Origin of the sequence: Rossellomorea sp. NPDC071047 (genome assembly GCF_050270195.1) — a bacterium.
GTDB lineage: Bacteria > Bacillota > Bacilli > Bacillales > Bacillaceae_B > Rossellomorea.
The window spans coordinates 185,766-205,108 of sequence record NZ_JBNNJT010000005.1; the positions used below are offsets into that span (position 1 = coordinate 185,766).

Annotated in this window: 17 protein-coding genes; 14 read left to right on the top strand and 3 right to left on the bottom strand. The window is 43.8% G+C overall.

The window, feature by feature from the left end:
- Nucleotides 1-126 precede the first annotated feature (126 nt).
- Nucleotides 127-363: an IDEAL domain-containing protein gene (locus ACQKFO_RS17545; protein WP_044337753.1), complete on the bottom strand. Its 237-nt coding sequence runs from the start codon at nucleotides 361-363 to the stop codon at nucleotides 127-129.
- 197 nt (nucleotides 364-560) lie between these two features.
- Here ACQKFO_RS17545 and ACQKFO_RS17550 point away from each other — a divergent pair, with 197 nt between their 5' ends.
- Nucleotides 561-1,130, top strand: a complete 570-nt coding sequence (locus ACQKFO_RS17550; RefSeq protein WP_427600149.1) for a competence protein ComK — start codon at nucleotides 561-563, stop codon at nucleotides 1,128-1,130.
- A 6-nt stretch (nucleotides 1,131-1,136) separates the two neighbouring features.
- Here ACQKFO_RS17550 and ACQKFO_RS17555 read toward each other — a convergent pair whose 3' ends face one another.
- Complete coding sequence (locus ACQKFO_RS17555) at nucleotides 1,137-1,526, bottom strand: hypothetical protein (protein ID WP_148968399.1); 390 nt, start codon at nucleotides 1,524-1,526, stop codon at nucleotides 1,137-1,139.
- A 205-nt stretch (nucleotides 1,527-1,731) separates the two neighbouring features.
- On the opposite strand from ACQKFO_RS17555, the gene ACQKFO_RS17560 reads away from it, so the two are divergent.
- The 4 genes from ACQKFO_RS17560 to ACQKFO_RS17575 all read left to right on the top strand — a co-directional run bounded on the left by ACQKFO_RS17560 (nucleotide 1,732) and on the right by ACQKFO_RS17575 (nucleotide 8,838).
- A complete protein-coding gene (locus ACQKFO_RS17560) occupies nucleotides 1,732-3,702 on the top strand; it encodes a S9 family peptidase (protein WP_427600150.1) in 1,971 nt (656 codons plus the stop codon).
- 570 nt (nucleotides 3,703-4,272) lie between these two features.
- Entirely contained in the window at nucleotides 4,273-4,914 is a 642-nt protein-coding gene (locus tag ACQKFO_RS17565; protein ID WP_427600151.1) for a TVP38/TMEM64 family protein, read from the top strand.
- Nucleotides 4,911-5,471: a signal peptidase I gene (lepB, locus tag ACQKFO_RS17570; protein ID WP_148968402.1), complete on the top strand. Its 561-nt coding sequence runs from the start codon at nucleotides 4,911-4,913 to the stop codon at nucleotides 5,469-5,471. Before ACQKFO_RS17565 ends, lepB begins: the two co-directional genes overlap by 4 nt.
- Before the next feature lie 139 nt (nucleotides 5,472-5,610).
- On the top strand, nucleotides 5,611-8,838 hold the full coding sequence (locus tag ACQKFO_RS17575; protein ID WP_427600152.1) for a BTAD domain-containing putative transcriptional regulator: 3,228 nt from the start codon (nucleotides 5,611-5,613) through the stop codon (nucleotides 8,836-8,838).
- Nucleotides 8,839-8,893: 55 nt separating this feature from the next.
- On the opposite strand, the gene ACQKFO_RS17580 is transcribed toward ACQKFO_RS17575, so the two are convergent.
- On the bottom strand, nucleotides 8,894-10,417 hold the full coding sequence (locus ACQKFO_RS17580; protein WP_427600153.1) for an HD-GYP domain-containing protein: 1,524 nt from the start codon (nucleotides 10,415-10,417) through the stop codon (nucleotides 8,894-8,896).
- 268 nt (nucleotides 10,418-10,685) lie between these two features.
- Here ACQKFO_RS17580 and ACQKFO_RS17585 point away from each other — a divergent pair, with 268 nt between their 5' ends.
- The 9 genes from ACQKFO_RS17585 to ACQKFO_RS17625 all read left to right on the top strand — a co-directional run bounded on the left by ACQKFO_RS17585 (nucleotide 10,686) and on the right by ACQKFO_RS17625 (nucleotide 19,198).
- Entirely contained in the window at nucleotides 10,686-11,879 is a 1,194-nt protein-coding gene (locus ACQKFO_RS17585; protein ID WP_427600301.1) for a substrate-binding domain-containing protein, read from the top strand.
- Nucleotides 11,880-11,978: 99 nt separating this feature from the next.
- The gene (locus tag ACQKFO_RS17590) at nucleotides 11,979-12,743 is read left to right on the top strand and encodes an ABC transporter ATP-binding protein (protein WP_427600154.1); all 765 of its coding nucleotides are present in this window, start codon (nucleotides 11,979-11,981) and stop codon (nucleotides 12,741-12,743) included.
- Entirely contained in the window at nucleotides 12,727-13,434 is a 708-nt protein-coding gene (locus ACQKFO_RS17595) for an ABC transporter ATP-binding protein (RefSeq protein ID WP_427600155.1), read from the top strand. The genes ACQKFO_RS17590 and ACQKFO_RS17595 overlap by 17 nt, the downstream gene beginning before the upstream one ends.
- Nucleotides 13,435-13,446: 12 nt before the next feature.
- Complete coding sequence (locus tag ACQKFO_RS17600) at nucleotides 13,447-14,307, top strand: branched-chain amino acid ABC transporter permease (RefSeq protein ID WP_427600156.1); 861 nt, start codon at nucleotides 13,447-13,449, stop codon at nucleotides 14,305-14,307.
- A 4-nt stretch (nucleotides 14,308-14,311) separates the two neighbouring features.
- Nucleotides 14,312-15,307, top strand: a complete 996-nt coding sequence (locus ACQKFO_RS17605; protein WP_427600157.1) for a branched-chain amino acid ABC transporter permease — start codon at nucleotides 14,312-14,314, stop codon at nucleotides 15,305-15,307.
- Between the two features lie 14 nt (nucleotides 15,308-15,321).
- The gene (locus ACQKFO_RS17610) at nucleotides 15,322-16,326 is read left to right on the top strand and encodes a 3-oxoacyl-ACP synthase (RefSeq protein WP_427600158.1); all 1,005 of its coding nucleotides are present in this window, start codon (nucleotides 15,322-15,324) and stop codon (nucleotides 16,324-16,326) included.
- Nucleotides 16,327-16,341: 15 nt separating this feature from the next.
- Nucleotides 16,342-17,253 (top strand): alpha/beta fold hydrolase, encoded by a 912-nt coding sequence (locus tag ACQKFO_RS17615; RefSeq protein WP_427600159.1) that lies wholly within the window; start codon nucleotides 16,342-16,344, stop codon nucleotides 17,251-17,253.
- Entirely contained in the window at nucleotides 17,250-17,993 is a 744-nt protein-coding gene (gene fabG, locus ACQKFO_RS17620) for a 3-oxoacyl-ACP reductase FabG (protein WP_427600160.1), read from the top strand. The genes ACQKFO_RS17615 and fabG overlap by 4 nt, the downstream gene beginning before the upstream one ends.
- A 26-nt stretch (nucleotides 17,994-18,019) precedes the next feature.
- Nucleotides 18,020-19,198 (top strand): thiolase family protein, encoded by a 1,179-nt coding sequence (locus ACQKFO_RS17625; RefSeq protein ID WP_427600161.1) that lies wholly within the window; start codon nucleotides 18,020-18,022, stop codon nucleotides 19,196-19,198.
- Nucleotides 19,199-19,343: the final 145 nt, after the last annotated feature.

Below are 19,343 nucleotides of genomic sequence, written 5' to 3' on the forward strand. Positions count from 1 at the left end.
CCAAAGTGTATAGGTTAGCTTTAGGATGTACTATTTAAATTGAAGTCATGCACGAAATGGAGGGACCAATGGCCCGTCCATTAAAAAAGGAATAGCTGACTCATGTTTAGAGTCAGCTATTATTTATCATCCGTAGCTTAGGTTCAGTTCGTTTAATTCTTTTGTTAATTTCATGAACAGAGGTTTGTTTTTCTTATCCAGGGCGGCGTCAATGTCTGTAAGGAGTTTTGTCTTGCGCGTCATCAGAATGCTTTCATGCAGCACCATGTCGATATAGATCTCCATCACACTTCTCTCAGCGGCTTTCTTACGGGTCATGGCAGAAGCTTTCATCATTTCGGTATAGGACTTTTTGTTTTCCATATACGGTCACCCCTGAATTCTTTTTATTAGTATATGGGGTAAGTAGTAAAAATTCAACCAAAAAATTAAATATTCTGATAATTTTTTATCCTTAACGGAGTGGCGTATAGTTAATTTCAGAATTTTTAAAAATATGCGAGACAACCCTCGGAATTTGTGGTATTATTTTGGTGAAAAATGTAAATGGAGGCGATGAAATGAGAGAAAAATCTCGAATTATAGAAGAATATGAAGTGAATCCCCATACGATGATTCTGCAGCCGATTGAGTACGGTGCCAGGACATTTACCAAAATAATAGAGGTAGATGACGTACTAATCTCCCCATTTAAACCGTTCGATATTTTAAAGAAGAGCTGTGAATTCTTTGGTTCCTCCTATGAAGGTAGAAAAGAAGGCACCAAGAGACTTACGGGTATCATCTACAAAGCTCCTATCATGGTGAATCCTCAAATGTCCATTTATCTATTTCCAACATCTTCTCCTGTCAAGCAAGAATGCGCCTGGATTTCCCATTCACATGTTCGCGGGTATGAACGCTCGACAAATGGATCAACTCGGGTCTTTCTTCAAAACAATGAGTCCTGCATGGTTCCCATTTCTTACAGTTCCTTTGAAAATCAAATGCTTCGTACTTCGGACCTGCGTATCGCCTACACACAGCGTGTCGCAGAAATGGAAAGTAAATATAATACGAAGGTTCAAACCGAAATGGGTAATATCAAAACGTTTTACCTTAATCGAAATATCAAAAAAAACGATGCGTGAGATGAATCACGCTTCTTTTGTTGTATCTGTTTTCGATTCCAGGAATCGGCGATACAAATAATGTCTCATTAAATCCTCCACACGGTTTCGAAGGCGCGGATTAAAATAATTGTGGTGCTCCTCATAACCCTTATACAAAAACATATACATCGTAAAGGCATCGTCTGATTGGATTCGCTCAACCTTCATCTTATTGGTCCTCATGTACTTTTTGACATGGGCGAGTTCTCCTTGGATGACCTTCATCGTCTCCTCAATCATTTCTAAATACGGTCGTTTTAATTTAAAAGGGCTGCTGTCTACGATTTGCAGATCACGATTCAAAATCGTCAGCACCATCGGTAAATATATGGCCTGTTCTAATATGTTCCTGTCGTTCTCCGGGATCCTTGTCATATGAAAAGACTCCTTTTCACTTTAATATAGAACAAATGTTCGTATTTTTATTTTACGTGGAATTCGATTTACTTTCAATAGCGAAAGTTGTAGAATTTGAATTTGTTTCTATTATGAAGGGCAGATCGGATTTTTATCCATAAAGGAAAAAGTATTTCTGACGTCGAAATAATAAAGGGAATAGAAGAAAGGAAGGTGCCGGAACATGAATAAAGGAATCGAAATCCAGGATCTCTATGAGTTAAGCGCCTTATCAGATCCAAGATTATCTCCAAGTGGAGATGAAGCCGTTTATGTCAAAACCTTCATGTGTGAAGAAAGAAATGAGTATTTCTCAACCTTACATAGCATTCGTCTGCAAGATAAGACCACTCGCCAATGGACTTTCGGAGAACAAAAGATTTCAACTCCCAGATGGTCACCTGATGGTAGAAAGATCGCCTTTGTCTCAAATCGCTCAGGTGTGAATCAACTATACCTCATCCACCGGGATGGAGGGGAAGCAGAACAGCTGACAGATTACCAAAAAGGCGTCTCAAATCCAGTCTGGTCTCCATGCGGTGGGAAAATCGCAGTTTCCCTCCGACTGGAAAAAGGGGAGACGTTTGAAAAGAAGGAAGATGAAGGAGAGAAATTAAAGCCGTTCGTTACCACAAGCATGAAATATAAAAGTGATGACCGAGGTTTCGATGACAGCTGCTACTCGCAAATAGTAGTGGTCGACGTGGCGTTGAAAAAAATGAGAAGAGTCACGGATGATGTCCATGATTACACTCTTCACTCCTGGTCTCCAGACGGAAGGCACATCGCGTTTTCAGTGGACAGAACAAAAGACAAAGATTTCTCCTTCCAGTCTGATTTATTTATTTTTCACCTTGAAATGAATGAATATAAAAAGATTAATAAAGAATCGGGTTATTACGGAGGAGCTGCCTGGTCTCCAGACGGAAAGCATCTTGCCTATATGGGGCATGGACGTGAATACGAGAATGCGACACTTAATAAGGTGTGGCTGTATCATTTTGAAACTGGACATTCCATCTGTCTGACAGGAGGCATGGATCTGCCCGTAGGAGATTATCTTAATAGCGACAGTGTCCAAGGTTCATCACAAACGGGGATTTTATGGTCAAAGGATAATGAAAGCTTCTATTTCCTGGCGTCTGATGCAGGGAACACAGTTCTCTATTACGCTCACATTGAAGGAGCCATCTACCCTGCACTGCTGCACGAAGAACAGCATATATATGGTTTCGACTTCGATTCAACTCGTCAAGTGATGCTCGTTGCCATGAGCAAACCGACCGAACCCGGTGAATTATATACTCTTCATGTTCCTAGTGGTGAGCTGACGGAAATAACCAGTCTGAATCGGGAACTGCTCGTGAATCGTGAATTGTCTTCTCCACAATCGTTTAGGTACATGGGTGCGAAAGACTGGCCTGTACAAGGCTGGATCATGAAGCCAGTCGGTTATGAGGAAGGAAAGAAGTATCCACTTATCGTCGAAATACATGGGGGTCCCCACACCATGTATGGGAACACGTTCTTTCACGAATTCCAAGTGCTTGCAAGCAAAGGATACGCCGTTTTATATGTGAATCCAAGAGGAAGTCATGGCTACGGGCAAGAATTCGTGGATGCCGTAAGAGGCGATTATGGCGGCGGGGATTACGAGGATATCATGGCAGCAGTCGAGTATGCCCTGGAGGAATTTCCGTTTATTGATGAAACCCGCTTAGGTGTGACCGGTGGAAGCTACGGAGGATTCATGACCAACTGGATCATTGGTCACAGCGACAAGTTTAAAGCGGCGGCCACCCAGCGCTCCATCAGCAATTGGATCAGTTTTTACGGAGTGAGCGATATCGGCTACTATTTCTCAGAGTGGCAAATCCAAAGCGATCTTGGCGACATCGAAACCCTTTGGAAGCGTTCGCCCCTTGCGTATGTGAAGAATATGAACACACCCCTATTGATACTCCACAGCGAAAAGGACTACCGTTGTCCGATTGAGCAGGCGGAACAACTATTTATCGCCTTGAAACGTGAGAAAAAAGATGTGAGATTTGTGCGTTTCCCTGAATCCAATCATAATCTGTCGAGGACCGGAAAACCTTCTTTGAGAGAAGCAAGGTTACAAGAGATTGTGGATTGGTTCGGGGAGCATTTATAGAGGTGAGAGCTGTCATTCCTGGATGGGGATGGCAGTTTTTTTGTTGCGGAGATATGGGAAAGAGGAATTGAAGATAAAGTTGGGACGAGGGTGGGAGCGAATATTTTAAAAGTCGATAATATATGGGGCAGAGTCGATAATAAAAAGTGAAACTCGATAATATATGGGCTGAGGTCGATAATATTGACCGTACGGAGTCAAGGAAGTCTAGACTGGATTGTCTGAAGAAGGAATTTATCTGCTGTTTTCCGGGTTTATTCCCTCTCAAAACCTTTTTACCTGCTGAAAATCTAATTTGGCTCCCTTTGTGCAAAAAACCGATAAATTTCACCAACGAACCAACCAATAAACATCCAATTTCAATCCAAAGCCTATTCGACAACCAACCGCAAAAAAATACCCATCCTAACACGTTTACATCCCCTCTCAATAGGCAAGGTTATAATAATAAAACCAACAATAGACAACAATGTGGAAATCCTGATACGGTGTGATATGATGAAAATAGAAAGTAACGATATAACGAAATGAGTTTATTTGTTCATGGTCGTTTAAGGGGAAACATATAATATGGATATAAATAAGATAAAAGACTGGTTTACACTTGAGAATATGATGGACTTGATTCAGCAGTATCGTTCCTTTGGACCGATTCCAGGGATCCTGCTTCCGCTGTTGGAAGCATTTCTTCCATTCCTTCCCCTGGTCGTGTTTGTGACGGCCAATGCGAATGCCTTCGGGTTATGGTGGGGATTCCTGTTTTCATGGATTGGTGCTACGCTTGGTGCGCTCATTGTGTTTCTATTGGTGCGAAGATATGGGGAAACACGATTCTTCCGCTTCCTGAGAAAGAATCGCCAAGTGAAACGATTGACGAAGTGGGTAGACAAGCATGGATTTGGCCCGTTGTTCATTCTTTTATGCTTCCCGTTTACGCCGTCTGCCGTGGTGAATGTGGTGGCGGGATTGTCGTCGATCAGCATCGCTCAATATATGCTCGCTGTGGTTACGGGGAAAATGGTGATGATTTTCACCATAAGCTTTATCGGATATGATATCATATCATTAGTAAGACAACCAATACGTACAGTAATAGTTGCAGCCATCATTTTTGTCCTATGGTTTATAGGAAAACGAATTGAGATACATTTGAATAAGAAAATGGAAATAGATCAACGAATTGAACGGAAAAAGCAGGAGGAATCAAATTGAGAGAAGAGGTAAAAAGAGAAGGACTCGAATGGATTAAAGCCTTGGGGATTGGACTGATCATCTTTATTATCATTCGAACCTTTCTCTTCTCCAACTATGTAGTCGAAGGTGAATCGATGATGCCGACACTACAGGATGGAAATAAACTTGTTGTGAATAAAATCGGTTATCATATTGGAGACTTGGATCGCTTTGATGTTGTTGTCTTTCATGCGAATGAGAACGAGGATTATGTGAAACGAATCATTGGACTGCCCGGTGATAAGGTCGTTTATAAAGACGATAAGTTATATGTTAACGGAGAGTATTATCCTGAACCTTATTTAGAAAAGTTCAAACAGGAGTACATCGGCAACAAGCTGACAGGGGACTTTACCCTAGAAGAAATCACGGATGAACAAACGGTTCCCAAAGGCAAAGTATTCGTTCTTGGAGACAATCGTCGGGGAAGCATGGATAGTCGCTACTTCGGATTTATAGACCGGGAACAGATTGTTGGAAAAGTGGATCTTCGTTACTGGCCTATCAATGAATGGGATATACAATTCAGGAACTAAAGATATGGGAATGCTGTTCAATACATGAACAGCATTCTTTTTTTGCGAAAGTTTCTTTACTATGTACTAGTTGTCCTCCTGTGATCCATATAAATATGTTAGAATAGTAAGAAAATTCTATCGTTTTGAGGGTGGTAGTGTGACAATAGAAATACCAATCATTGAAACCAAGTTTGTGCCGCCTGTTGTCAAGCATTCATATATAAGGCGTCCAAGCTTAATGAAAAAAATGAGAACGGTTACAGATTATAAGCTGGTGATCGTTCATTCGGGAGCAGGCTACGGGAAGAGTACGGCCATCAGTCAATTCCTGCAGGATGTGAAACCGAACCATTGCTGGTACTCCATTACACAAACCGATGATGGACTCGTTCCGTTTGTGACAAATATTGTGTACAGCATCCAGAAGCAGATTCCACATTTTGGTGAAGAGTTGAGGGAAACGATTTTCTCCATGGGGCAATATATGAAGGATGACGATATCTTCCGCTTAAGTGCATTGTTTATAAACGAATGCATGAAGATCCCTCAAACATTCACCATTATCGTTGACGACTACCATTTAGTGGATCATTCCTTCTTTATCAATCAGTGGATGGAGAAGGTGATTGAGCACTTACCAGATCACATTCATTTCATTCTATCTACGCGTACAAAACCTTCATGGGCTACATTCATCCAATTGAAAATATCCCGGCAATTGCTTGAGATTACAGAAGGTGACCTCTGCCTAACGAAAGAAGAGGTGGAAGTACTTCTTACGGACTTTCATGAGACGGTCATTCCCGAATCCCAGCTTGATGCGATCTGTGAATTAACCGAAGGATGGGTCATTGCTGTCAGTATGATTCATTCACAACTTCAGGAGAATCCTGATATTCTCATGGTAGAAAAACAGCATTCCTCCCTTGATGAACTCTTTCATTATTTGGCTCATGAGGTGTTTTCCAAGCAGACGCCGATAGTGCAGCAATTCTTAAAGCAAATCTCGATCCTCGATGAAATCAATGGACGTACGTGCGAAGCCATCTTTGAACTGCCGGGATCCGGGCAAATGTTAAACCATCTGTCCGAGAAAAATGCCCTCCTGCAAGAAATGAAAGGATCACATCATTATCGACTTCACGCCCTTTTCCAAACTTTTTTAGAACGGAAATTAAAAGAAGAAAGTATAGGGCTCTATAAGGGATTGCAGCTGAAATGTGCTCGATTCTATGAGCAGCACGGGAAGTGGGAGAAAGCGATTTATCATTATATGAAAATGGAAAACATTGAGGCGGTGTCCGCTATTCTTGTTCGCGAAGCGGATGCGATGATGAAAAGCGGACAGCTCGAAACACTGGGTGACTATTTGGGGGAGGTTCCAGACTCATTAAAGGATCAATATTATCCTCTTTGGTTTTATCAAGGTGAGTTCTTTCGCTATCGGTCATTCTACGAAAAAGCAGAAAATGCCTATACCCATGGAATTAAACTGGCAGAGAAAAAGAGTGACCCGCTCATGCTGAGCAAAGCATATGAGGGAATCGGCAGAATCTATTTAGATACGATTCAGCCGGGAAAAGCGCAGCGGTATTTACTCAAGGCAATTGAATGCTTAGAGGGGGAAGATACAGAATATCTTCAGGAAAAAAATCATTTATATGTTCTGATAGCAGAGAATCTGGTGAACTCAGGAAAGGCGATTCAGGCAAAGATCTGGTATGACAAAGGAAAGAAGAGCGGTTTCATGAAGGAAGAAGGCAATCTTGAGGCGAGGATGCTCCTACGCACAGGCAAGCTTCAAGAAGCTAAGCAGGTGCTACTTTATAAGGAAGGTGAAGACCAGCTTCCCCAATCCCATCGGGAAAAAGAATTGCTACTATCACTCATTCAATCGTTTATGGGGAATGGCGATGAAGCCAAGACACTTGCACAACAGGGAATCAGTCAGGGGATCAAGGGGAAGTCTCCGTTTGTGGAAGCATGCGGCTGGATACGCATGGGTCATGCCGTTCAGCTCATCAGTGATTACGACGCAGATCTTGCGAAAAGCTGCTATGAAACATCGTTGGAATTAATGAGCCAAATCAATGTTTCAAGGGGAAAAGCAGAGCCGTATATGGGGCTGTCCATTCTTTATGCCCGATTAGGAGAATTCCAGAGGGCAAAGGAATTAGCCGAAGAGGCATTGCATGAAACGGAAATGGTAGAGGATATGTGGTTATATTCACTTATCCTTCTAAGCGTCGGCATAACTGACGTTTATAATGAAGAATTTGAAGAGGCGAGGAAAAGTTTTGAACGTGCGGGCAGTCATTTTGAAGCGTGCGGAGACCGTTACGGCAAAATGGTGACAGATTTGTGGAAAAGCGCAATAGCCTATAAAACAGGTGACCATGATAGATTCGTTGAAAGCATGACATCCTGCTTAAATGAAGTCCAACTGGGAGAATATGAGTTTATCTTTTTCAAACAGACCACATTCGGACCGAAAGACCTGCAAAGCCTGATTCCATTATTAGTAAAAGCTTACCAGGAGAGCATTCACGCTCCATATTGTCATCAACTTTTAACCAAATCAGGATACGATTCGATCACCTCCCATCCGGGATATACAATCAAAGTTCAAACCCTGGGACGTTTTGAAATTCGGTTAGGAGATCATAAAGTCATAGAAAAGCAGTGGCAGCGGGAAAAGGCGAAAGAATTATTCCAATATTTCCTTACTCAAAGGAATCAATTGAAGAGGAAGGAAGAAATTATCGAAGAGCTTTGGCCTGAGGGGACAGGATCGGATCGTGATTTCAAGGTGGCACTCAACGCTCTGAACAATGTACTCGAACCCAATCGTCAAGCAAGGGGGAAAGCTTTCTTTATCGGGCGGCATCAGGAAGGATATGGATTGAATCCAATGGCCAACATTGAATACGATGCCGATCAATTCACCAGCTGGATCACAGAAGGGTTAAAGGAAAACGATGTGGAAAAATCCATTCAATACCTGGAACGGGGATTACATTACTATAAAGGGACGTTTCTGCCTGACCGGAAAGGAACATGGTGGACCGCGAAGGAAAGGGAAAGACTGCATATTCAGTATTTGAGGGGACTGGAGAAACGGGCCCAGCTCGCAGTGAGAAAGGAACAGGTGGATGAAGCTATTGATCACTGCCTCACGATCATCGAACATGATCCCCTTTGGGAGGAAGCCTACCGCGTCCTCATGTACAGCTATTATCAAAAAAATAACCGACCCCAAGCCGTGAAGTGGTTTCAGCGCTGCAAAGATATATTGGAAACCGAACTCGGCGTCGACCCAATGGAAGCGACCCGCCAAATGTACGAAATGGTCATTGGAGTGAAAGATAGGGGGAAGGCTCTTTGAATGAAAAAGGATCAAATCCCGTGGGGATTTGATCCTTTTATTTGGAATTTGATGATTATATGGCAGAAGTTGATAAAGGAGAAGAGGTGTCCGTGACCTTCATCCTCACCAAAAACGCATCCACAAACTCCGAGTCCCACTGGGTACCTTTTCCTTCTTCCAAGATGGAGAAAGCTTTATCGAGTGGCATCCCTTTTCGGTAGGGGCGATCAGAGGTCATGGCGTCAAAGGCATCGGCAACAGCAATCAATCGTCCGAACACGGGAATTTCGTCTCCTTTTAATCGATCAGGGTACCCGCAGCCATCCAACCGCTCATGGTGATGTTTGATCCCGGGCAAGATGGGAAGGAGCTCTTCTGTTAATTGAACTCCTTTGACAATTTCCTCGCCAATGACAGGGTGACGCTTGATTTGTTCAAACTCCTCATTGGTCAATTTCCCTTCCTTTAAAAGCACATCATCCCGAATTCCTATTTTTCCAATGTCGTGAAGGAGGGCCGATTTATTAAGTAGCTCGATGTCTTTCGAAGACCAGTTGCATTGTTTGGCAATTAAAACAGAAAACTCCGCAACGCGTTTAGAATGCCCGGCCGTATATGGGTCCCTTGCATCCAATGTACCTGCTACCACTGCGAAAAATTGATCGAGTAGCTGCTGGTTTTTCTGATCTCTCAGATTGATGGCTCCTACCATGTGGTTAAAGCCGGAAAATAAATGAGAAAACTCATCCGTGTATGTATTCACTACGGGTGAAACATGCCCCTCTTCTACTTTTTCAAAACGGGCTACCAGCTCTTTTACGGGTGCTTCGATGCTTTTGAAAATAAGGAGGGCTCCATAGAAAGCTAGAATTGTAATGATGAAAATCAGAGTTCCTGCCCATTTCCAGTAGTCTACTAAAAGAGTGGAGTCTGCAAGCGATAAGCGAATCTGTGAAGCTAATGAAAAAAGCAGGATCGGAAACAGGGCAAGAAACAGGGAAGCAGCCAGGATTTTTCTTTTTAAACTGATAAATAGGGTGGACTGATTCGAGGGATCGACTCCGTAAGTTTCAACTGTTTTCCGAATAAGGTCCACTTGCAGCGAATGACAAGCTCTAAAAGTTAAGAAAAATTCAATCAATGCATGAAGAATCGCCACTAAAAAGGCTCCGCACCAGGCATAAAAAATGTAGGTGTAAGGAATTGACAACCATCCTGCATTGATGCTGCCAACGGTCAACAAAGTCGACGGAAGTGCCAGTCCCAGAAAGTGGGGAAGCATGATTCGTTTAACGGTTAAAAGTGGGAACCTTTCCACTTGTTGATAGGCAGTTGAGAAAAGGTCCAGACTTAGTGTTGATTTCTTCTCTTTATAGACGAGTTTCATCGGTCGAATATGCTTCTGATAGACCAAAAATTCGCAGCTGAACATCGTAACGATTGAAAGGGAGATGATGCCTCCCATTATGATCAGTTCATTTTCATTAAGGGCAAGGGTTTGAAAAATGAATACAGACCCGACACCAAAGACGGCTATGAAGCTTCCCAGAAGATAATTTTTTATGATTGTACGTTGAAATTGCTGAAATACACTCAAGGATGAATCCTCCAATTCCCCTAGCATTTAGTAGATTCATTATATAGGAAATTTGGAGGGGGGAACATAATGTTTTAGAAGTTTGTTCTATTTTGAAGAAAGTAGGTGATGTAATTACCAAATTGATACTTCTGAATCCATAAACAAAAGCCCATCTGTAACTCATTTGTAACTTCTCTCACCTAAGATGAATTCAAAGCTATTATCGCTTTAGTTCATATTCTAAGGGGGAGAAAATGTGAAACGATCGTTTAGATGGACGGCTTTAATGATGTTGATGTCATGCATGCTTATTGCTGCAAGTGCCTGCAGCTCAGAAAGCAGTGGCGGGTCGGGGGATACAGATGAGAAAGAACAGGAAACGGTGAAGATTGGGGTGCTTGCTTCCCTTACAGGGGCACTGGAGTCATATGGGAAGCAAACGCAGCGCGGATTTGAATTAGGCCTCGAGTATGCCACGGATGGAACGATGGAAGTGGCAGGGAAGAAAATAGAGGTTGTGTTTGAAGATACAGAAACGAAGCCAGAGGTTGCTGTTCAAAAAGCGACGAAGCTTTTAGAAGAAGATGGAGTGGATTTCCTGGTGGGATCATCAAGCTCCGGTGATACATTAGCCGTGCTGCCACTTGCAGAAGAATACGAAAAGATCATGATCGTTGAGCCGGCGGTTGCAGATAGTATTACCGGTTCAGAGTTTAATCCTTATATATTCCGTACAGCCCGTAACTCTTCACAGGATGCTGTTGCAGGAGCTGCCGCGATTGCGAAGGATGGAGTGAAGATCGCTACACTGGCACCGGATTATTCCTTTGGCCGTGATGGGGTTGCAGCTTTTAAAGAAGCGGCTGAAGGTCTTGGAGCTGAAATTGTGCTTGAAGAATATGCAGATCCGGCAGCGACGGACTTTACATCGAATATCCAAAAGGTCATTGATAGTAAACCGGATTATCTATTTGTGATCTGGGCAGGGGCGAACTCTCCCTGGAATCAAATCGGGGATATGAAGCTTCAGGAAAAAGGGATCAAAATTTCTACAGGGGCACCAGATATTGCTGCTCTATCAGCTATGGAACCACTTGTGGGGATGGAGGGGTTCAGTGTCTATTACCATGAACTGCCGGACAATGACATCAACGACTGGTTAGTGGAAGAACATAAGAAGAAATATGACGGGGACGTTCCCGATCTCTTTACTCCAGGTGGGATGAGCTCGGCGATTTCCATTGTGGAGGCGATCAAGAAAACAAAAGGGGATTTAGATTCTGAAACCCTTATTGAAACAATGGAGGGCATGAGCTTCGAAACGCCAAAGGGAACGATGACCTTCCGGGAAGAAGATCATCAGGCATTACAAACGCTTTATGCCATCAAGCTTGAGAAGAAAGAAGGAGTTCCATATCCTGTTCCGGTATTGATCAGAGAGCTTTCACCGGAAGAAACGGCTCCTCCAATCCGTAACTGATCCAAAGTTAAGGAATGAAAAAGGGGGTGACTGACAGGGTGTTTTGGCACTTTGTTATCAGTCAGCCCCTTTCATGAAATATAAGCGGGGTGAAGACAGTTGAGTATTTTAGAAACAAAGAATCTAACGATAAAGTTCGGTGGTCATACCGCCGTAGATGATGTAACCTTCTCAGTACCTGAAAAGAAATTCAAGTCGATCATCGGACCGAATGGTGCCGGGAAAACGACGCTCTTTAATCTTTTGAGCGGTCAGTTAAAGCCAACTGGAGGAGATGTGTTCTTGAAAGGAAAAAAGATTACGAGATTCTCTCCTACAAAAAGGGCAAGGCTTGGAATCGGCCGCTCCTTTCAAATGACGAATGTGTTCCCGAATCTGACGGTTTTAGAGAATGTGAGACTGTCCGTGCAGTCGAAGCATGGCATCCGCTACGTGATGCACCGGAATATCAAAGCGTACAATGACGTCATGGGCGAAGCCTATGACTTATTGAAGCTCGTCATGCTCTCGAATAAAGCGGACTCTCTTGCCGTAAACCTTGCACACGGAGAGAAGAGAAAACTTGAAATCGCTATGCTCCTTGCACTGGATACGGAAATCTTGCTGTTGGATGAACCTACTGCAGGAATGTCCCTGGAAGAAGTACCGGCGATCCTGGAAGTTATCCGTACCATCAAATCTCAAGAGACGAAAACCATTGTCCTCATTGAACACAAAATGGATATGATCATGGATCTGTCTGACAGCATCATGGTGTTATTCAATGGCCGATTGCTTGCTGATGATCATCCAAAGGAAATCATGAAGAATGAACAAGTGCAATCGGCTTATTTAGGGGGACTTTACGATGAGCACACTGCTTAAAGTAGAAAACATCGAAACGTATATCGGTCAGTATCACATATTGCAAGGTGTATCCTTTGAGGTTAAAAAAGGTGAAGTTACGGTTTTATTAGGAAGAAACGGTGCCGGTAAAACGACAAGCCTCCGAAGTATCATGGGACTGACGCCGCCATCGAGGGGATTGGTCACCTATAAAGGCGAGGAGATTCAAACTCTGCCCACCTATAAAATAGCCAACAAAGGAATCGGCTATGTCCCTGAGGATCAGGGGATATTTAATGATCTGACAGTGGAAGAAAATATGAAAGTTGCCATGAAGGCTCAAGATCAAGAGACAGAGGAACGAATGAATTGGATCATTGATTTATTTCCCGATTTGAAAAAGTTCTGGAAAAAGGCAGGTGGGAAATTGAGTGGAGGTCAGAAGCAGATGCTTTCCATTGCAAGGGCGTACTTAAATAATAATGAGCTTATCTTAATCGATGAACCGAGTAAGGGGCTCGCTCCGATTGTCGTAGAGAAAGTGATGCTTTCCATTGAAGAAATGAAAGAAAAAACAACGATCCTTCTTGTTGAGCAAAACTTTATGATGGCCAGTCAAATCGGGGATCGATTCTATATTATCGATGATGGAACCACTGTTCACGATGGGCAAATGCAATCGCTGGTCAAAGATGAAGAATTGAAGAAGAAATACTTAGGAATTGCGTGAGGAGGGAAGAGGATGGACCTCATCATTAACTTGGCACTTAATGGGTTGGCCACAGGAATGCTGATTTTCCTTCTGGCAGCAGGTTTGACGCTCATATTTGGATTAATGGATGTATTGAACTTTGCTCACGGAGGCTTATTTGCATGGGGAGCATACAGCGGCGTCTGGGTTTATACCGTAACAGACAGCTTTATGATAGGCATTATCGGAGCTATTGCAACTGGTTTGGTGCTGGGACTCGTGACGGAAAAATTCATTATTCAGCCGGTGTACGGAAATCACGTTCAACAAATTCTCATTACGTTAGGTTTCATGCTCGTTCTTTCCGAGATGTTGAAAGTCGTATGGGGACCGAACCAGCTATCCGCTAAAGCGCCTGACTATTTAACGGGGAGCTGGGAAATCGGGGATATCATTGTCATAAAATATCGTGTCTTCATTATCCTAGTTGGATTATTGATCTTCACGATAGTCCAGCTGATTTTGAATAAAACAAGAATCGGCTTGATCGTCCGCGCAGGAGTCATGAATAAAGAAATGGTCGAAGCCTTTGGTATCAATATTAAGAAAATGTTTATGTACGTCTTTATGGTTGGATCTGCCCTGGCTGCCCTCGGGGGAATTCTTCTTGCCCCATATTCAGGTGTCATTTATGCAGAGATGGGCATGGAATTTGCGATCCTTGCATTCATCGTAGTGGTGATCGGCGGAATGGGAAGCTTTCCGGGGTCGTTGTTTGCTGCTATCTTAGTCGGTCTGTCAGGCTCGTTCATGACGTATTATGTGCCCGAATTATCCCTGGCAGTCAATATGATATTAATGGCACTTGTACTGATTTTCAGGCCACAGGGACTATTTACAGTAAAGGGGTGACAAAATGAAGATACTCAAGCAGCGATCCAACGTTTTTTTAGGAATAGCCTTAGGGATCCTGATCATTTATCCGTTTTTCAATGATTCAAGAAGCATGATGATTCTCCTGACCCAGGTCTTTATCTTCGGCGTATTTGCCATGAGCTACGATCTCCTTCTCGGATATACAGGAATCGTTTCCTTTGGGCATGCCATGTTCTTTGGGATCGGAGCCTATTCAACAGGCATTTTCCTCGATCGAATGGAGCCTACCATGTTTTGGCTCATGGTCTCCATCCTGGTCGCTTCCGTGATAGCGGGAATCGTCAGCTATATCGTCGGACTCTTGACGTTACGACTTAAAAGTCATTTCTATGCGATGTTGACCCTTGCCTTTGCAGGATTATTCCTCGTCGGGGCTGAAAAATGGAGAAGTTTAACATTTGGAAATGATGGATTTACGTTTCGGACACCGGATTTAATGAAGGATCGTCTCGTATTTTACTTCATCTGCCTCGGTGTCATGGCCGTCATCTTTCTTTTATTAAGAAGATTCACCCACTCTCCTGCCGGGTCCGTACTCCAGGCCATTCGTGAAAACGAGCAGAGGGCAGAATCGCTCGGGTTCCAGGTCCTCCATTATAAAATTTTAGCGAGTGTGATAGCAGGTGTGATTGCGAGTTTCGCAGGTTCATTGTACGGATTGTCATTACGCTTTGTGAACACAAGTGTCTTTACGATGGATGTCACTCTTGATGCCTTATTAATGACCATCATTGGCGGAGTGGGTACACTGGTCGGACCGATCGTCGGAGCAGGGCTGATTGAATTTGCCCACCACTGGTTGACCGAGCTCGCCAAAACCTATCCGATCTTTGAACGCTGGATCATTTTCTTCGGGATCCTTTATATCCTGGCGGTTATGTTCTTCCCGGCGGGTATTGTGGGGTCATTCATGAAAATCAAGAAAAGAAAACGAGGGAAACAAGAGCACAGGGAAGAGAAAAACATCGCAAGCTAAAAGGGAGGATCTTCATGACGATCGGTATTCTTAGTACGGGATTATATTTACCCTCAACCACTATGACAAGCGGGGAAATTGCTGAAAAAGCAGGACTTCCTTTAGAGGTTGTAGAAAACAAAATGGGAATCAAAAAGAAAACGGTTCCAGGACCGGAAGATCATACATGTGCCATGGGTATTCAAGCTGCAAGGCGAGCCATCGAAAAAGCATGCATCGATCCCAAGGATATTGATATAGTCATCTACGTTGGTGAAGAACATAAAGAATATCCCCTTTGGACAGCCGGTATCAAGCTCCAGGAAGAAATCGGTGCTTATCGGGCCTGGGCTTTTGACGTGGCGTTACGGTGCGGTACCACGATTATGGCGATGAAGCTTGCCAAAAGCTTACTGCAAACGGATCCTTCCGTTAAAACCGTGCTTCTTGCAGGAGGCTACCGTAACAGCGATTTCATTGATTATAAGAATCACAGGACACGCTTCATGTTCAACTTGGCAGCTGGCGGCGGAGCGATGATCCTTCAAAAGGGTCTTAAGAAAAATATGGTTTTGGAAACGTCCATCATCACCGACGGATCGTTTTCTGAAGACGTCATTGTCCCGGTAGGTGGGACGAAAGAGCCTTTGACAGGGGAATCTATCGGACAATATAAGCTGGATGTCACCGATCCTGAAGGAATGAAAAAGAGGCTCGAGCAGAAATCCATGGATCACTTTCTAAAGGTCGTACGGGAATCCCTTTATAAAAGTGGATACGAAGAAAAAGATATTTCATACGTGGCCATGCTTCATATGAAAAAGTCGGCGCATCGTTATGTATTAAAGGAATTGGGGCTTACAGACGAGCGGTCTATCTATTTGGAAGAATACGGACATATCGGTCAATTCGATCAAATTTTGTCATTGGAACTGGCAGAAGAAAAAGGCAAGCTTAAAGAGGGCGATGTTGTCGTTCTTGTCAGTGCTGGAATTGGGTATGCCTGGGGAGCGAGTACTATCGTTTGGGGCAATTCATAAAAGGGGGAGAAGCAGGTGATAACGGTTCAGTTAAAAAAAGTAGAGCTTGGAAATGGAGAGACGCTTGCTTACCGGGAACGAAGCGGGGGACACATTCCACTGGTACTCATCCATGGGAATATGACTTCATCCAAACATTGGGATGTTGTACTGGATCGAATGGATGAAAGCTATAAAATTTATGCCGTTGATATGAGAGGATTTGGTGAATCCAGCTACCATGGGGGAATTACGAGTATCAAAGACTTGTCCGATGACATCAAGGATTGGGCGGATGTGCTGGGCCTCAGTGACTTTTCAATGGCGGGATGGTCGACTGGAGGCGCAGTCGCCATGCAATTTGTCATTGATTATCCGGGAGTTTGTAAGAATCTTATATTACTAGCATCAGCTTCTACAAGAGGCTACCCATTCTTCGGTACAAAAGCAGATGGTACACCTGATATAGGAAATCGCCTTCGTACAATGGAAGAAGTGATGATGGACAGCGGGAAAACCGTACCGGTTCAAACCGCCTATGACGGGAATGATCGGGATTTTCTCCGTTCCCTCTGGAATGCCCTGATTTATTCCCATAATCAACCCGAAGAGGAACGCTATGAAGAGTACATCGATGATATGAGAACACAGCGGAACCTCGCTCATATCTATCAGGCATTGAATACATTTAACATAAGTGGTGTTTACAATGGTCTTGTTGAAGGTACCGATCAAGCGGGCTCCATCTCGATACCGGTGCTTGTTTTAAGAGGGGACAGGGATTATGTCATCACAAAAGAAATGACACAGGAAATTGTCGAAGATATAGGAGAAAGCGCTACTTTTGTTGAATTAAAGAATAGTGGGCATTCACCGCTCATCGATGATGTAGATCAATTGCTTCGCGCAATGACATCATTTTTGCAGATGAAGGAGGAACCAGCATGAGATTGGAAGGCAAAGTCGCCCTGATTACGGGTGCTGCGAACGGAATAGGATATGCCGCAGCGAAACTATTTGTGGAAGAAGGATGCCATGTTGCCCTCGTAGACTTCAACGAGGAGGTCGGCGAAGAAAAAGCCCGACAGCTGAATGAACTGGGAACGGGGAAAGCAACCTTTTTTCAAGGGGATGTAGCAGATCGCCCTTCCGTTGATTCTTTTGTAAAAGAGGTAAGGGAACAATTTGGGAAAATCGATATTTTAATTAACAATGCCGGAATCACAAGAGATGGCATGATTCATAAGTTATCGCCGGAAGATTTTCAAAAGGTGCTGGATGTTAATTTAACAGGTGTGTTCAATTGTACCCAAGCGGTTCTTCCCTATTTGATTGAAAATGGAAAAGGGAAAATCATCAACACATCTTCAGTAAGCGGGGTATACGGAAATGTCGGTCAAACCAACTATGCCGCAACAAAAGCAGCCGTTGTCGGAATGACGAAAACATGGGCGAAGGAATTAGGCCGTAAAGGAATCAACGTGAACGCAGTCGCGCCAGGATTCACCGAAACTAGCATGGTGGCAGCCGTCCCGGAAAAAGTCATCGATCAAATGAAGGCGATGATTCCCCTTGGAAGATTAGGGAAACCGGATGATATCGCGAAAGCATATTTGTATCTGGCATCTGATGACAGTGACTATGTGAACGGAACCGTCCTCCATGTAGATGGCGGCATCATGATGTAATTTAGACAGGAAAGGGAAGTGACAAAATGAGGAATGTAGTGATTACAGCGGCTCTGCGTACTCCGGTTGGAGCATTTGGGGGAGTATTCAAGGATCTGCTCCCGACGGATTTGATTGTGCCCGTTATGAAAGAAGCGGCGAGAGAAAGCGGGCTGTCGCCAAGTGATATTGATGAAGTGATCCTCGGGCATTGTATCCAAAGGACCGATCAGCCAAATACAGCAAGAACAGCCGCCTTACTGGCCGGGTTTGATGACACGACCACTGGCTTTACGATCCAGCGCCAGTGTGCCAGTGGAATGCAGGCCATCATTTCAGCAGCCATGCAAATTCAAACAGGGCTATCTGATATTGTCCTTGCAGGTGGGGTTGAAGCGATGAGCTCCAGTCCATATATTTTGAAGCAGCACCGATTCGGGCAAAGACTGCAACATGGAGAAATTCGAGATTCGGTTTGGGAGGTCCTTGAAGATCCAATTCACGGCATGATGATGGGGGAAACAGCGGAGAACCTGGCGGAAATTCACTCGATTACCCGTGAAGAGCAGGATGAGTATGCAGTGTTAAGTCATGAGCGAGCGGTGGGTGCAATAGAAAAAGGGTACTTCGATTCTCAAATCGTTCCTCTTACCGTGAAGGAACGAAAAGGAGAAAAGGTCATTGATAAAGATGAAAGTCCACGAGCTGGGTTGAAGGTAGAGAAGCTGCAGAAATTAAAGCCGGCATTCCGGGAAGGTGGCACGGTGACTGCCGGGAATTCTTCAAGCCTCAATGATGGAGGGGCTGCACTGATTCTCATGAGTGAAGAAGAAGCTGAACGAAGAGGACTTCAGCCTTTAGGAAGAATCGTTGGATATTCCGTAGCCGGCGTCGATCCAAAAGTGATGGGCATAGGTCCCGTACCCGCTATTCAAAAAGGTTTACATACGACTGAAAATTGGTCTTTGGATGATATTGATCTATTTGAAATCAACGAAGCCTTCGCAGCACAGTATTTAGCCGTTGAAAAAGAACTAGGACTAGATCGTGAGAAAGTGAATGTCAATGGCAGCGGAATCAGTATCGGCCACCCAGTCGGCTGCACCGGTGCACGCCTTGTTGTGTCTTTACTGCATGAATTGAAGCGTCGTGAATTGAGAAAAGGAATTGCATCATTATGCGTAGGCGGTGGCATGGGCGCTTCGGTATTGGTTGAAGGGATCTAAGAAGAGGAAGTACTGGCTCTGGAAGGGCTAGTGCTTTTTTTGTGGGATTTTTAGTGTGGGAGGGAGACCCGCACCCATTACGGAGAGAACGTCTCTCCCCCCGTAACACCACTTGCAACTCTATGATAATAGACTCATTTTCACG